Source organism: Coleofasciculus sp. E1-EBD-02 (assembly GCF_040218245.1).
Taxonomy (GTDB): Bacteria; Cyanobacteriota; Cyanobacteriia; order Cyanobacteriales; family Coleofasciculaceae; genus Coleofasciculus.
This window is the reverse complement of the sequence record NZ_JAVJQN010000006.1, coordinates 22,852-37,514: the sequence shown is the minus strand read 5'-3', so window position 1 is coordinate 37,514 and position 14,663 is coordinate 22,852. Positions and strand designations below refer to the sequence as shown.

The window sequence follows — 14,663 nt, the reverse complement described above, 5'->3', positions numbered from 1 at the left end:
ATAGAACTAGGATTTAGATCGATACCCAGGGCACCATACTGAATTTCTCTACTCACCTTCTCCACCGCTGCGGGTGTGAATTGAACAGCAACAACCCAGCGATTATCCTTTCTATAGAAGTGCCATGTTTTCGCACCGCTACTGGGTAATCTATTAATCTTTCTTGAGAAGCTGCCAATTTTTGATCTGACATATTTCCCAAATTTGGCTTCTAGACAATCCGGAACCCTCAACTTGATAGTCTCCCCAGACCATTGACAAGTTTGATTCCCATAACTTTCATCCTTGGAACCAACAATAAATAGTTCGCCGCTGGATACCTTCACTCTAATTTTCGCCGATTTCAAATGTTTAATTTGATTTTGAAGTCGGTGGATATATCGCTTTTTCTGATGCAGACCTTGACGCAGATGATACCAGTTAGTTTTTCTCGTCTTCAGGTTTGACGACAAGGGAAAATTACAGCCGTTTTTGGAGGCTATCCAGTTCTTTTTTTTATAGAACTTCCGAGCCAACTTAATTTTCTTTGTGGCTTTGGCTACCCAATCTTTCGCTGACTTAACTCGTGATTTTAATTGCTTTATCTGTCTTTTTCTACAATATGCAGCTGAGGCAGTTTTTCCTCTAGCTAATGCAATGACTCCGTTAGCATAACGCTTACTGAGTCCGTATTTCTCTTGCATAAGACTATTCCAACTGGATTGATTAAATTTTATTTCTTTATTTAATAAATGGTTAACGGTTTCAACTGTTGCTTGATAAAATATATCGGACAATGAAGTTAACAACATCTCCAATTCGGTAAAACCGATGGGGTTAAGTTCATCGGCGGGAGTTGGCAAGCCTTTGCAATAAGTTATCGTCGTCATAGCTATTCGTTACCCGATTTCTTACCAATTAAGTCAACACCTCGACTTCGCTCGGTGTTGACCCTGAGCGGAGCCGAAGGGTCAACAATATCGATAAGACGATGACCACCAGCGATACTAATACTATAAGATTGTATTTTACCATTGAGTTCCCATCGGTGCAAAGTGCAAGACCGTGGCACCTAGTCGAGTGGCTGCTTCTTGGGGGGGTAAACTAGACATTGCCTGACTATATCATAGAAAATGTCTAGTTATGTCACTAATTGTCTAGATATTTACGGACTGTTAGTTAACCCTAGACACTGGCAATAACGCCAACTTAATGAGAAGGAGAACACAACTATGCCAGATACTCAGGGTTTACTCCAGGCATTTGGTGAAGTCCACGATAATCCCATCCTACTGGAGCAAGGTGTCACCGCTCCTGTTTGTGAAGGACTAAATATTGCATTAGCAAGCTTCCAAGCCCTCTTAACGTTGGGCTTTGTGAAAAAAAGCTAGACTTTCGTAGCGAACATGCCCCACCAGCGGAATTTAATTTTGGCTGGTGGGTATTTGATAATTGTGGAGAACAAATAAGTAGTCGGACTGGCATAAAACGGTACTGTATTAAGTGGAATGTCATTGACTGGTATGCTGGTGGGCAATGCCCACCCTACGGTATATCAAAGGTTTTGGCGATCTAACAAGGCTTATTTCAGTGCCATTCCACTTAACAGACTGATTACTGCTATCGATTATCTGACCCAGTTATTGGAACAAGTGAAGCGATGTCCCACCCGCCGATTGAGTCTTCAATCACCTTTTTCTACACCCATGACCTTGACATCTCGGCACGGTTCTACGAAGATGTGTTGGGTTTGGAGTTATGGCTCGATCAAGGCAGTTGTCGGATTTATCAGGTGAGTAGTGATGGGTACGTGGGTGTGTGCCAAAGTAGCGGTACAAAAACTCCACTCACTGACAAGCAATCGAATGTAATTTTTACCCTGGTAACGCCGCAGGTGGACAAGTGGTTTGACTATCTTCAGCAGCGCGGTGTTGTCTTTGAAAAGCCGCCGACGTTCAATGAAACGTACAAGATTTACCACTGCTTCTTGCGTGATCCCAATGGTTACCTCATTGAAATTCAACGCTTCGGAGAATAAACTATGGGATAGATTTTACTGTTTTAATTTTTGTATCGACCGATAGATAAGCTGTTCGGCATTACAACCTTAATGTCAATTATGGCGAAATCCTTGCCGTAGTGCGAGCATCTTGCTCGCTACATTGAGCTAATACCCAATTTAAATGCATGACAGCTTAACCTCTCAAAAAACCCCGCCCTTGGTCAAAAGAGGGGTTTTTCGGTATCTTTGATATTACCGTTTTTCAGGAGATGATTAGACGACTGAACTAATGTTCTAGCGACTTTGAAAATCATCAATTTGTGTATTCGGCGGTAATGTGGTTGTATCTGAAACTTTTTCAAATACCGTGGCATTATAAAACGCTTCAGGTCGTGCTTCTCCTGGAGTCGTACCCGCGATTTGCACGCGCATTTGACCCTCTGGAGTCATCTCAAAAATTGTCATCACAGTCGCCCCCTGCGCCAAGTCTATATTCAAACCCATCGGCTTGGTACTAGATTCTACCTGATAACGCATTTCTAACGCCTGTTGTGGTTCATCAGCAACAGGTGGGGCGGTCATGAAGAGTTTACCATCTGGCGTAAAAATCCAGGTAATCATTTGACCCGGTGCTAATTCCCCTCGCCATGTACCCGCCACATCCTCAGCCGTGACGTCTTTAGTGGATGCGATCGCAACTTCAGCAACGGCGGGTGATAGCAATGAATGAGAACGAACGGTTAAACCGAGGGTACTCAGAACGCCCAAACACAGACCAGAAGCGAGAAGGCGACGGGGGGTAATAAAAGAAAAACTCATACTAGCTAGGTGCTGTTTAAACTAGGGCTATCGTAGCATCACTTAAGGAAGCTGGAGTTTTGGGGTGCAGGGGAGATGGGGAAGATGGGGGAGATGGGGGAGATGGGGAAGATGGGGGAGATGGGGGAGATGGGGAAGATGGGGAAGATGGGGGAGATGGGGGAGATGGGGAAGATGGGGAAGATGGGGGAGATGGGGAAGTTAACTCAAAACTCTACCTTACCTGTTAACTGTTAACTGTTCCCTGACATTTCAAGGAAGTTTTAACTGGGCTTGGGCGTTGAAAAACTGACGATAAATACCCCGAGTCACCAAGATTGTCGTGGTGAGGTTAGTTGTGGCAATCATAAACATGATTAAAATTTGGTAAGATGCCGCATTCAATGGGTCAATGCCACTCAGCAGTTGACCTGTAATAATTCCCGGTAATGTGACAATCCCCACCACCATCATTTGATTTAGGGTAGGAATCAATCCGGCGCGGATAGCATCCTTGCGGTATCCCGCCACGGCTTGTTGGGGGGTAGCGCCTAAACTCAGGTGCGTTTCAATTTCTAAGCGACTACTGGTAATTGTACTCACCAACCGTTCACCCGCGATCGCAGATCCGTTCATGGCATTGCCCAAAACAATACCACCCAAGGGAATTAGATACTGAGGCTGATACCAGGTGTCCGGTTGAATAATCAGTAGATTGGTATAAATCAACGTTAAGGCACTACAGAAGAAAATCGAACCGAATACTACCCAGAATAGTCGAGGAATCTTTTTGCCAATCCGGTTACGGGCGGTAATCGCCGCAATGGTTAGCATTACCAGTAAAACGGCTAAAACTGCTAAGGGGTTATCCAAGGCAAAGACAACTCCCAGAAAAAACCCCACCACCAAAAGCTGTATCACCGTTCGCCCTGTTGCCCACGCTAAGGGTAACTCCAATCCTAACCCCTGCCAACTGGATAAACCAATCGCGATCGCCATCATACCCAATCCCCAAACTAAATCAATGGGGTCAAGTTGAATAAATGAGTTCACACCGAGACTCTATCTCCTGTATCACCACCGCCATCATGCACGATAACTATACCACCGCTCAAAAAGCAACCATTCAACAACTCAAAACCCAGCTCGCCCAAGGGAAAGGGCAGATGACAGTTGTGGCAATGCGCTCTGATTACGAACGCGATCGCGAACGTTGTCTAACGTCTGTGGTATTTGTACCCGAACCCCTTACCCAGTCTATCAGTCAACGTATTATTCAACCCTTAAAACAGTTAGAACTAGAACATTTTTATTACACGCCTGATTTAATGCATTCCACCATTAAAAATGTTCGCACCATCCACACACCCCCCCTATTTACCCAAGAGGATGTAGTTAAAGCCGATCAAGTGTTTAAGCAAATTGTGCCTCAATTTCCAGTGTTCCGCTTCAGTTGGCAAGATCTCACCTTATTTCCCACCAGCGTGGCACTGATTGGTTATAGCAATCAAACGCTGCAACAGTTAATTCAAGCTTTAGACAAAGGTTTAAGCGATACTGGTGACGAATGACAAATGACAAATGACGAATGACAATCTCTACGCTAGCATTTGCAGGAAGAGTAGGAAAACCAGCGTGGACAATCACATATTCGATTTAGTCATTGGCGGGTTCGCGATCGCGATATTAGCCGGGGGTCTACTGATGCTGTTCAAGGGAATCTTCGCTTTTGGAGATCAAGACAAGCAGTAAACATCGCTTATACCAAAGAAAACCCCCGCTAGTTCCGTCAATCTAGCGGGGGTATAGCAGGGGGATTAGGGTGCATTCTGATTGGGTTCATCCCCCTTAAACAATAGTATGAACGCCTGATGTTGGTTTTCATGTTGGCGTTAATGTATAACTTTACAAGAAAATGCCTTTTTTTAGCTTTACTCGTCTTAAATGCGTGTCTGTGTTCGACGTTAACGGGAACCATCGAACTCTTTATCAAATAGCGCTTCGATAAAGGCAAAACAGCCGACTAAGTAAGCCATCAAAATCAGTAGTTCTAACATAGCCACAATCTCCTTAATTCACTAACTCTAGGTTTAGGTTTTTTTCCTACACTCTCATTCTCCTCTAAGAGTTGGATACCTACAGTGCTATTGATCTAGAACAGCGGTGATTTGTTTATGGAAAAATGAGTGATGGTGAACAATAATCTATGTGATCAAAGTCCGCCTCTACTATGAGATGTATCACGAGTTACATTAAATAATAGAGTTGGCTCATTCAGGGGAATCAGGAAATGGGTGATTAGAGCGAAGATGTAACGCATTCATGTCACGTCTCTAAAAAGTCGAACCCTATTTTTTTGTAGCTAAAGTTACATTTATTCAGTAAAGTGGCTCAGTCGGGAAAGTATTGCGAGTTAGAATCAGTCGTTAGGATGATTAGTCTCTTTAATTTTGTTTAACCATCCCTAACAATGACACCAACCGACGTGCTAAAGATTCAAAGATTCTTAGCACATTCCAGCCTAGTTCTTAAACGCTTGCTTGTCGCCAGATCGTCTACGAGTCGCAGCGTTACTAAGGCGCGATCGTATTGTTTGGCTTCGGTATAGTTTTGAGCCAGTTGCAGCCAATAGAGTCGGTGATTTGCCTGAGCCAGATTAGCCATTGTTTCGGGATCGTCGTATATAGGTAGGTTTTCATCACTTGCTTGTAGAGTTTCGGCTGGTTTCTGGGCTAATGATAAAACTTCAGCCGCTTTTTCCTGTTGACCAATCGCCTGATATAAACCTGCGATCGAAGTCAATATCGATACTTGTTTGAGCAGAGGATGAATCATGATGTAATCATCAGTGTTCTTAGCGATTTCTGTGGCTTGGGCGAGTAGCGAAGTGGCTTGGCTGTTATCTCCCGCCGCCGTGTAATGAAGCGACAGTTGAGTCAGTACAGCCGCTTTGTAGTAAGCATCATTGATGGCTTCGACTATCGTTAAGGCTGTATCATATTGGTCGTTTTTTATATAATTTTCAGCAATTGTCGCTAGAAAAATTTCTCTAGATTCAGCATCTTTTATCGTTGCTACGATTTCAGCTAACGGCTCCCTTGAGCCGACTTCTAAATATTCCTCGGCGATATGTTTTGGTGCAAAAACTTTTCGATCCATCCCTTTGAAAAAATGGACTAATTGTAGGGCTTGGCTATACTCACCTTGTTTTGTCTTTTCGGTAATAATATCAAATAATACATCTTGGTTAGCATCCGGCAAGTTAATCGCTATTTGAGTCGCTTTATACTCTTGTCCTGTCTGCCAATACTGTTGAGCAACTTTAGCTAATGTATGGCTGTTGATATCGGCAATTTTAGCAGCGCGATCAAGAAGTTCAACAGCTTGATTCTCTTGCCCAAATTTCCGATAGGATTGAGCAATGCTAGTGAGTGCTGACGCTTTAAAATTAGCATCCTCGGCACGGTTAACAATTTCCAGGGCTTGCTCTAGGATTGGCTCGACATTATCCGGCTGTTCCGTTGCGATCAACTTATCAGCAACTTCAACTAAAGCAGAAAATTCCGTAGACTCCTCCTGAATTGTCTGAACAATCTGTAGTGCTTGGTTTAGTTGTCCTTGGGCTGCGTATTTACCCACAATTTCTCGCAAGGTTTGGGGGCGAAAGCCTTCTAGATGTTGGGCAATTTGTAACGCCTGATCGTATTGACCCCGCTTAATATATTCTCGTGCGACTTTGGCTAATTTACTGTCTTTAGGGAATCCGACTTCAATCGTGTCGATTAATTGAAAAGCTTGCTCTAGATTACCTAGCTTAGCATAAACTTTTGTGAGAGTGTCGAGGATAGAACCCCGTCTAAAATAATGAATATCGATTGTTTGTCTCAGTTGTTCAATTTGGGCTACTATATCAGCCGCTTTATCCTTCTGGTTAGCTGCTGCATACTGGCTAGCAATATCTGTTAGAAAAGCGAGTTTTGCTTGCTCGTCTGTAGTTGCTTGGGTGAGTTGTAAAGCTGAATTTAGTAGGGGTGTAGCAGAGGCGAATTCCTCTGCATTTATATAGCCACTAGCCACCTGAAGTAATAATTTAATTTTACTCTGAACATCCTCAACAGTTCGGGCAATTTCTAAGGCTTGTTCTAAGACCTCAGAGGCTTTATCTTGATATCCGGCTGCTGAATATTGATTTGCCACCTTGAGTAATGCCGAGACTTGCGCCTCAGACTCCGGTTTGGAGTAAGCTTCACGTACCCAGCAAACTAGCGGAATTCCTTTATCAGTTGGTTCTTGGTCAAAGGGTTGATTGGTGGTTGGTTCGGATTTCATGGACTGAAAATAGGGTGGGTTAGCCGTTTGATAAAAATTTGAATAGCCGACTATAAACAAGGTTGTCAGATTTGTAATTAATAGGGATAATGAGAGATTAAACATTAGCAAGGTTATCGAAAAAATAAATATCCTAATTAGTTAACGCTAGATCAACCAAGTTTGTAGGTTGGGTTGACGAAGGAAACCCAACACCATCAAGGACTCGCATCTTTGACTACGAAATCTGATTACATCGATTGTCTAATTAGGCGCTGTTGATAGTTCTACGGTAGGAAACTTGCCCAAAGGTGTGGGAAGGGGTATGACATTTTTCAGATTGACCCTCTTTAGAGCAATGGTGCATTACGCTACCCTTCGGGAACGCTGCGCGAACACTCTCCTCACGATGGCGACGTGACACAGCTAAAATTGTGGAATAGATTTGACGTTTAACCCTGAATTTCGACAGGCTCAATTGCCGCGAAGTCTAAGGGTTAAACCGGGCGCACGCCATGCGCCCCTACAATGCTAATCCATCAATTAAGGTGTGCCATGCCACTCACGATGGCGACGTGACACAGCTAAAATTGTGGAATAGATTTCACTATTGAATCGGGCGCACGTCTGTGCGCCCCTACAGTATCTGGGTGTAATGGTAAACCATCAATTAAGGTGTGCCATGCCACTACTGGACTGACACCGCTAAAATTGTGGAATAGAATCGGCGAAAAACGCCAAGGCTTTCTTATGGGTAGAGGTAATCTGAATCAAGTTTTATCCGAGAGAGTTAGTCATCATAAAAACCCAAAAAAATTAGTCCTAATAACTTGATAACTTGATTGGAAAGGAAGATAACGGTTGACGATGAGATGACTTCCAAGCTAGACGTAGCAGCAAAGAGAATACACCCCAAGGGTTTGGATGGCATCACCCAAGGGCGCGATCGCGAAGATGGAATATTTCAAGTATCCACCATCAGCTTCAGACGCACAATCTGTTCGCCTGTTTCATCGAGGGGAACTTCAATCACGTCATTGGTGAGACGATCCAGACAGTTGAGGAGCGATCGCAGATGAGGGGTACTTGCCCCAGTATCGACGTATAATCGGTCGGATAGGCTACTCAGCCGTTTCCAGGTGGTATAAAGTTTACCCACGCTTTGTTCCAAAACCGATGCCTGTTTGACCAAATCAGCCGCCGTATTTAAGCAGTCTAGCCGCAGGGCTTCCTGGAGTGCCAATTCCATATCCAACGACGAGTGCTGAATCGCTTGCACTTGGGCGGCGGCGTCAAGGTATTTTGCCAAGAAACGGGCGTCCGATGTGGTTTGCTTCACCGTATCCACATCAGGATTTGCCGCCACTTCCTCTTGTAACGGTTTCAGATGGAGTTCTGGCAACTTCTCCATTTCTTTAACTAACGGTGCCAGATAACGGGCGGGCATGGTTCCGGCTGAGGCTTTTTCCTTGACTTCATCAGGGAGTAACTCTGAGGACATGGCTGTCCATTCATCGGCTAGCTGTTTCACCTCCCGCCGCGTGATCCGATCGCCTTGTTGCGCCTTATCGCTAACCAGTTGTTGCACTTCGGGGGCAGATTTGGCGGTTTCCACAAATGCCCGTTTACTGAAATTGCGGATCGCATCGGGGTTGAGTTTGCCTTCGGCGAGGAGGGTATCGGCACTATTTGCCAGTTCAATCAGAGAATATGCCTGACTCTTACTAATTTCGCGACTTTTCAGCCAGTTGAGAAAGCCCGTACCGCGTCCATCTCCCCCTTTTTTCTCGCGATCGCGCACCACACGCAGAATCCGCCCGCGCCAGATCTCGGTTTGTAAGTCGAAGCGATCGCACACTCGCCAAGCATTATCGACGAGTTGCTGAAAATCGTACTCCTGGATGTCCTCATCCTCTGGATCAGGAAGCTGGAAATTCAAATCAACGGGTTCTTCGAGGACAGCCGCGAGTTCGGCAGTGGATTCGGGGATTTCAACCATAGGGATACTAATCGTCGAGCGATCAAACGGGGTGATTACAGCTTTTCAAATTATAGAGGGACGCCACCACTAGAGTAATAGGGGTGAGACAGGTGCGGGGAATGCACAAGATATGCCAATCGGCAAGGATTCAGCTCACTGTTTTGGCATCAATTATGCTATGCCTATAATTAGTCGGACTTTCATCAAAGTTAACGGTTGAGAGTAGGAAGGAACAGGTAACAGTTACTTATGTCAAAAAATCCTGACATAAACCTGTCTCTAGTTTCGGCAAATGCTTCGGTGATAAAAAATGCGTACTGCCAATAGTAGCGGATCGGTAAGATGAGAGCAGATAGCCCGTGATGGAATAGTCATAACGCCCTTACATCTCACTTAAGGCGATCGCAAACCAATGACAGCGCGGCACTCGGATAGAAGGCTAGCGACTGAAGATAAATAGGGGTTGATTTTTCTAGGTTGCGGTAGTATCTCTAGGAGGAGAATCATCCCTCACGCGATCGCGAATAGAGTCTTGTTGTTTCCCTAATGATGACAGCTTCAGGTTATGACTACATTAAACCCTACAATTCCCGTTGATTCCGAACACCTAAAGACTATAAGTATCTTTGAACTCATCCCTCAAGAAGTTCTTAAATGGATTAATGATTTATCCTGGGAAGAGCGACGCTATGTTTTATCGCTGTGTCATTTAATCTGTACGGTTCCCTTAGATAAACAAGCAGAATTTTTAGATAACTATACGGCAGACAGCTTAGTGTTAAAACTCCTCCAAGAGCAAGCCCCTAAAGATTGGGTAACTCGCTCGTTCAAAAAACTACACATCAAGCAAAAACTCACGAATACTGCATTAAAATGCTATATTAAACAGTATTACATTCATTCTGCCCAAGACTTACGCACTAAACCTGATCGGGACATCGAGTATTTAGAATCTGTTCTCCATCTCATTAATGATCCCGAAGAACGGAATAATCTATTTCATTACATCTTAGGTAGTGAAATCATCAAAATGCTTTTCCAAATGAGCTGGCTGCAACATGAGCGATTTTATCGTTTACAGAAAAACCAGGAATATTTTATTAACCATTATATTAAGCCCATTCAACATACCCATCGCTTGAATGGTCTGGTTGTCCCTAAAGACGAAACCCTTTTCTTTGCTAAGCGGGATTACTTTATCAAAAAGCCGGATATTAGAAACAAACAATTAACTGAGTTGCTAATGTCTACCTTTACAACCGCTCAAGTCAGTAACCTTGGCTTTTTTATTAGCCATAATCTTGATTTTGTTATGTTTGACTATGACTCTATTTTTAACTCAGAACCCGAATGTATTTTTCTTTGCTGATCGGATTTAGACGTTGACACCCTAATTTTCAGTTGCTGATGTCATCGAGACTGAAAAAGTCTAAGGATTGTAAAAAAAATTAAAGCTTCTCCTCTGATATCTAAATTTTTCCATAGAAAGGCTTGACAGATAGGGTTAAGTAATTGTCTAATAAGTCACTAAGAGACTGGGACTGATATATTCAAGGGCGTGGTAAAGGGTTGAATCTAGCCTAATGGCACTGTTCAAAAAGTTTGCTGTTTTTTAAGAATTGTAATCAAAGTGGAGACAGAACAGATAAGCGATCAGTTGGCAGATCAGTAAAGATGCTGTTAAATTGATTATTTCCCCGACCGTGACTGCTAAAACCATTGTTTATGACAGTTTCAACGATGCTAACCAAGAACTCGAACAGTCTAGAAGAAACTCAAGGGATTGGCGTCCTAGAGAAGATTACATTAGCTGTAAAAAAATGGGCAAATACCCTTCCCTCAGATCAGCGAAAGCATATTATGTCCCTTTGCTATTTAATGTGTGCGACTTCACCAGAAATACAAGCCGAGTTGACGGGTTTTTTAGATGATTATGTAGCTGATAGCTTGGTGGAGGAGATTCTGCAAGATCGAATCCGCCTTCAGCTAGTCACCAAGTATTTGCGAAAATTCTGTATTGAAAAAGACCTCAATCCTTTGGTGTTAAACAGCTATATCGAACAATTTTGTATTCATTCAGCACAAACCTTACAAAAAGAACCCGAACTCTATTTAGAGTTTGTGCTGCGACTGATTCACAGTCCAGAAGAACGTCATAATCTTTTCAATTATATTTTGGGCTGTGAAGTGATCAAAATGATGTTTCAGATGAGCTGGCTACAACACGAGCGATTGTATCAGCTTCAGAAAAATCAAGAATGTTTTATCCGAAGTTATATTAAGCCTATCCAATATTCTCATCGAATTAATGGAATTGTTGTACCGAAAAATGAAAACGTATTTTTTGCTAAGCGCGATTACTATATCAAGCAGCCCAATATTTCTGAAAAGAAACTCATTGAATTAGTTTTATCTACTTTCACCCATCAAATAATCCTAAATTTAGGATTTTCAATAAGCTGTAATCTGGATTTTTTGACGTTTGACTATGACTATATCTATAGTAATGAGGAACCGGAGTGTATATTTTATGCCACTGTTTAAAGGTTTATGACTGCTACATAGTCGTTGCATCCGTTCAATCTATTCTCACCTTTATGATGACAGCTATATGATTAATAAGTAAAAAAAGGACTGACTGGCGTTTATTGTAGCCGATGACGATATTGATAGCAATAGAGTCAAGAGAGTTTGTGTGTGATAAATCTCTGCTAATTTTTTACCCGTTGATTACTGCAAAAAATCCTTTGATGACCAGCAAGCTAAGAGTAGCGATAATGGTTACGGCTATAAGTAACCCTAGCAAAAGCCAAATCAGAAAAAACCAATCCGTCTGTTTTTCCGGTTGAGGACTATCCCAATACGTTTCCAGCAGTTCAATATTTTTAGCATTTGCTTTCCAGGTTGCATCAGCAATATCGCCCACGACGGGTACAGAACCAATGACTGTATCCAAAAGAATATTAATAACCATTTGTCCTAAGAGCGATCGCGGGATACCTATCCGTGCTGCTTCGAGTACGATATAGGCAGAGAACGCTGTTCCTAAAAAATCACCTGCCCCGGGTAACAAACCTAACACAGGATCTAGACCGAAACGCCATGGTGTTCCCGGAATGGGAATGGCATTGTCGAGCAAATGGCTTAACCGACGCAGACGCCGGAGAGTAGACGTTTTGGAATTATGGGTCATTGGATTTTAGATTCGGATATCTCAGATATTGCTTTTAACTCAGGTTTCTCAATTGAGCGCTCTTTAGCCGCTTGCATTGCCTCCCCTACTGTAAAATTAAGTTGATCTCCCAATAAAACTACCAGAGATGTCATGTATAACCAAAGCTGTAAAACAATCACTGCCCCCAAAGCACCATAAATTTTGTGATAATTGCTGAAATTCGACGCCACGTAATTTCGAAACACGCCAGATACAATCGCCCATAATACGGCAGCTAAAACGGCTCCAGGTATAATCGGGGTTCCCTGACGCCAGTGGCTGATGCCAAAGCGGTAGATAATCGCAAAGACGATGGCAACTAAGCTTAAGGCAATCAACCAACTTAAAAGCCGTAAGAGGGTCAACAAGATAACAACAATACTTTTATATTCCACCAAGTTGACCGCCCAGTTACTAATAAACAGGATAAATGAGGCGATGAATAGGAGTAAAACACTGCCTAGGGTCAACCCCATAGCAATTAATTTCGCTTTCCAAAAGGGTCGAGTTTTTTCTGAAGGAATTTGATTAATTTGGTCGAGGGCATTCATCGCCGCATTCAGCGCCCCGGAAGACACCCAAATTGCCATAATAAAGCTTAAGGAAAATAAACCTCGATTGTCTGTGAGGTTAATTCCCTCGGCAAAATTACGCATCAGTTGCATCGCCTGCTCTGGCGCTAATTCACCAAGTTGATCGGCTGGATTCGTCCAAGGGAAAAATTGTTTGAATAACTCAATCACGGTGAAAATCACCAAAATTGCGGGAAACAGGGCTAACATGGCGTTATATGCCATCTGAGAGGACAAACTCAAGAGCCGATGTTTTAAGGCACGACTGACGGTGATTCTCAGGGTTGCCAGATTCAGATAACGAAAAAAATGTAAGAAACGGAGTAGACGGGGACGTAGCATAAAGAATGGGTGGGCTAGCAGTATCATTCACCCTTACTGTGCCAAATTTTTTGACCCTTAAATATAAACAGGAGTCAGTATAGGGATCTACACAACTCCCTATTTGTCCAGAAACCCCTACAGGAGCAGTCTGCGATGAGCAACGATGTCAGACAATGGTTAGCCGAAATCAAGGAACTGAAACAGCAACTCGCCGATAGTATTCGCGATCGCGATGCTGCCAATGAATCTGCGGCTAACTGGCGTCGCCTCTACAATACTGAAGCCCAGCAACGCCGCACTGAAGCCCGACTCGCCCAACAACAGATCGACGCCCTCACACTTGAAGTTCAGCAACTGCAACAGGAGAAGGCTCAATTCAAAGCTCAAGATCCCGACGCTACCTCTGCTATTGAACAGGAAGTGGCAAAACTGCAAACCCTAGAACAGGTGCAACAAAAACTGATCGAGGTGATGATGGAGCGCGATCGCCTCATCAATGCCTTAAAAATTGAGCAAGCCAATCACGCCCAAACCCGCAACAGCTTAACCGCAGTCATTGGCGATACAATTGACCAGTTGACCAAGCAACGGGGTACGGCAGAAAAATGAGGGATTCATCATTCAGAATTCTCGGCTGATTCATGAAAAATGTATCAATTTTGTAATCAGCTCCCCCCCTCCAGGCAGAGGCATGATCAGGTCTCTGGATAGAATAGCAAGGGATATCGAGAGAATCCCTTTCATCCTTAAGGAGTATTTTTCACCGGAACTTGCTTCTGTGAAGAAACCTTGATTTTTTAGTATAGCTCCTTGGTATAATTTACATTTCGGCTCATTTAATGAGATAATAGAATTGTGAGGTAAAGAACGGAAAAAAACTTGAAAATAAAGGGGGAACTTATGAAACATAAGATTCTAGCAATGATAACCTTACTGACTCCCCTAGTGTTCGCTAGCTCCGTCAAAGCTGAAAATCCACTTCATGTGCAACAGTTATTATCCACTGGAGCCTGTGCAAACTGCGATCTATCGGGAGCCAATCTCAGAGGAGCCCATCTGATTGGCGCTGACTTGAGAGAGGCAAATCTGCAAGGTGCCAATCTGAGCCACGCAAACCTTGAAGGTGCTGATCTACGCGAGGCAAATTTGGCAGGGGCGAATTTGACAGGCGCTTTTGTCACCAATGCGGATATGAAAGAAGCGAATTTAAACCGGGTTGATTTTACAGAAGCCACGATTTACGATGCCAACGTCTATGGCGCATCAATGCAGGATATGACCATCAGTAATGCTGACATATTCTACACAGGCATCGGTGTAGGGGGTGAAGGAGCAGAAGACGTCGTTCCAGATTGGTATTAGTCCACTGACTCCTTTCATGTTCTGAAATAGCAGGGTAAGCAAAGGTAATCCACTCTTGCGGGGTTACCTTTGCTTTAATTTTTTCCTTAGTCCGCGTAGGCGGACTACCCTTCGGGAAGGCTT

14 protein-coding genes and 3 pseudogenes are annotated in these 14,663 nt (G+C 43.4%); 9 read left to right on the top strand and 8 right to left on the bottom strand.

Going from position 1 to position 14,663, the window contains the following annotated elements:
• Together RIC07_RS00590 and RIC07_RS00585 are read right to left on the bottom strand one after the other, a co-directional pair.
• Nucleotides 1-869, bottom strand: a pseudogene (locus RIC07_RS00590) (hypothetical protein); the annotation flags it as partial.
• A gap of 5 nt (nucleotides 870-874) precedes the next feature.
• Nucleotides 875-1,091: pseudogene (locus RIC07_RS00585) on the bottom strand (hypothetical protein); the annotation flags it as partial.
• 120 nt (nucleotides 1,092-1,211) lie between these two features.
• Here RIC07_RS00585 and RIC07_RS00580 point away from each other — a divergent pair.
• Nucleotides 1,212-1,340, top strand: a pseudogene (locus RIC07_RS00580) (DNA starvation/stationary phase protection protein); the annotation flags it as partial.
• Between the two features lie 299 nt (nucleotides 1,341-1,639).
• Nucleotides 1,640-2,017, top strand: a complete 378-nt coding sequence (locus RIC07_RS00575) for a VOC family protein (RefSeq protein ID WP_446392815.1) — start codon at nucleotides 1,640-1,642, stop codon at nucleotides 2,015-2,017.
• A 258-nt stretch (nucleotides 2,018-2,275) separates the two neighbouring features.
• Here the strand turns inward: RIC07_RS00575 and RIC07_RS00570 are convergent, their stop codons facing one another.
• Nucleotides 2,276-2,800 carry a hypothetical protein gene (locus tag RIC07_RS00570; RefSeq protein WP_446392814.1) on the bottom strand — a complete coding sequence of 175 codons (525 nt, stop codon included), beginning with the start codon at nucleotides 2,798-2,800 and terminating at the stop codon, nucleotides 2,276-2,278.
• Nucleotides 2,801-2,859: 59 nt separating this feature from the next.
• Here RIC07_RS00570 and RIC07_RS00565 point away from each other — a divergent pair, with 59 nt between their 5' ends.
• A complete protein-coding gene (locus RIC07_RS00565; protein ID WP_446392813.1) occupies nucleotides 2,860-3,030 on the top strand; it encodes a hypothetical protein in 171 nt (56 codons plus the stop codon).
• 22 nt (nucleotides 3,031-3,052) lie between these two features.
• Here RIC07_RS00565 and RIC07_RS00560 read toward each other — a convergent pair whose 3' ends face one another.
• Nucleotides 3,053-3,832: an ABC transporter permease gene (locus RIC07_RS00560; protein WP_446392812.1), complete on the bottom strand. Its 780-nt coding sequence runs from the start codon at nucleotides 3,830-3,832 to the stop codon at nucleotides 3,053-3,055.
• Between RIC07_RS00560 and RIC07_RS00555 the strand changes: the two genes are divergently transcribed.
• Both RIC07_RS00555 and RIC07_RS00550 read left to right on the top strand, forming a co-directional pair.
• Nucleotides 3,823-4,350, top strand: coding sequence for a hypothetical protein (locus RIC07_RS00555; RefSeq protein WP_446392811.1), 528 nt, complete (start codon nucleotides 3,823-3,825; stop codon nucleotides 4,348-4,350). The genes RIC07_RS00560 and RIC07_RS00555 overlap by 10 nt on opposite strands.
• Nucleotides 4,351-4,360: 10 nt before the next feature.
• On the top strand, nucleotides 4,361-4,531 hold the full coding sequence (locus tag RIC07_RS00550; RefSeq protein WP_446392810.1) for a hypothetical protein: 171 nt from the start codon (nucleotides 4,361-4,363) through the stop codon (nucleotides 4,529-4,531).
• Nucleotides 4,532-5,275: 744 nt separating this feature from the next.
• Here the strand turns inward: RIC07_RS00550 and RIC07_RS00545 are convergent.
• Together RIC07_RS00545 and RIC07_RS00540 are read right to left on the bottom strand one after the other, a co-directional pair.
• Nucleotides 5,276-7,108, bottom strand: a complete 1,833-nt coding sequence (locus RIC07_RS00545; protein ID WP_446392809.1) for a tetratricopeptide repeat protein — start codon at nucleotides 7,106-7,108, stop codon at nucleotides 5,276-5,278.
• A 943-nt stretch (nucleotides 7,109-8,051) separates the two neighbouring features.
• A complete protein-coding gene (locus RIC07_RS00540) occupies nucleotides 8,052-9,086 on the bottom strand; it encodes a hypothetical protein (RefSeq protein ID WP_006099671.1) in 1,035 nt (344 codons plus the stop codon).
• 547 nt (nucleotides 9,087-9,633) lie between these two features.
• Here RIC07_RS00540 and RIC07_RS00535 point away from each other — a divergent pair.
• Together RIC07_RS00535 and RIC07_RS00530 are read left to right on the top strand one after the other, a co-directional pair.
• On the top strand, nucleotides 9,634-10,437 hold the full coding sequence (locus RIC07_RS00535) for a hypothetical protein (RefSeq protein ID WP_446392808.1): 804 nt from the start codon (nucleotides 9,634-9,636) through the stop codon (nucleotides 10,435-10,437).
• Nucleotides 10,438-10,808: 371 nt separating this feature from the next.
• On the top strand, nucleotides 10,809-11,612 hold the full coding sequence (locus RIC07_RS00530; RefSeq protein ID WP_446392807.1) for a cobyrinic acid a,c-diamide synthase: 804 nt from the start codon (nucleotides 10,809-10,811) through the stop codon (nucleotides 11,610-11,612).
• Between the two features lie 175 nt (nucleotides 11,613-11,787).
• Here the strand turns inward: RIC07_RS00530 and RIC07_RS00525 are convergent, their stop codons facing one another.
• Complete coding sequence (locus RIC07_RS00525; RefSeq protein ID WP_446392806.1) at nucleotides 11,788-12,261, bottom strand: DUF4112 domain-containing protein; 474 nt, start codon at nucleotides 12,259-12,261, stop codon at nucleotides 11,788-11,790.
• Complete coding sequence (locus tag RIC07_RS00520) at nucleotides 12,258-13,223, bottom strand: YihY/virulence factor BrkB family protein (RefSeq protein ID WP_446392805.1); 966 nt, start codon at nucleotides 13,221-13,223, stop codon at nucleotides 12,258-12,260. The genes RIC07_RS00525 and RIC07_RS00520 overlap by 4 nt, the downstream gene beginning before the upstream one ends.
• A 108-nt stretch (nucleotides 13,224-13,331) precedes the next feature.
• Here RIC07_RS00520 and RIC07_RS00515 point away from each other — a divergent pair, with 108 nt between their 5' ends.
• Complete coding sequence (locus RIC07_RS00515; protein ID WP_446378252.1) at nucleotides 13,332-13,787, top strand: hypothetical protein; 456 nt, start codon at nucleotides 13,332-13,334, stop codon at nucleotides 13,785-13,787.
• A gap of 291 nt (nucleotides 13,788-14,078) precedes the next feature.
• Nucleotides 14,079-14,540 (top strand): pentapeptide repeat-containing protein, encoded by a 462-nt coding sequence (locus RIC07_RS00510; protein ID WP_446351619.1) that lies wholly within the window; start codon nucleotides 14,079-14,081, stop codon nucleotides 14,538-14,540.
• The last annotated feature ends 123 nt before the right edge of the window (nucleotides 14,541-14,663 follow it).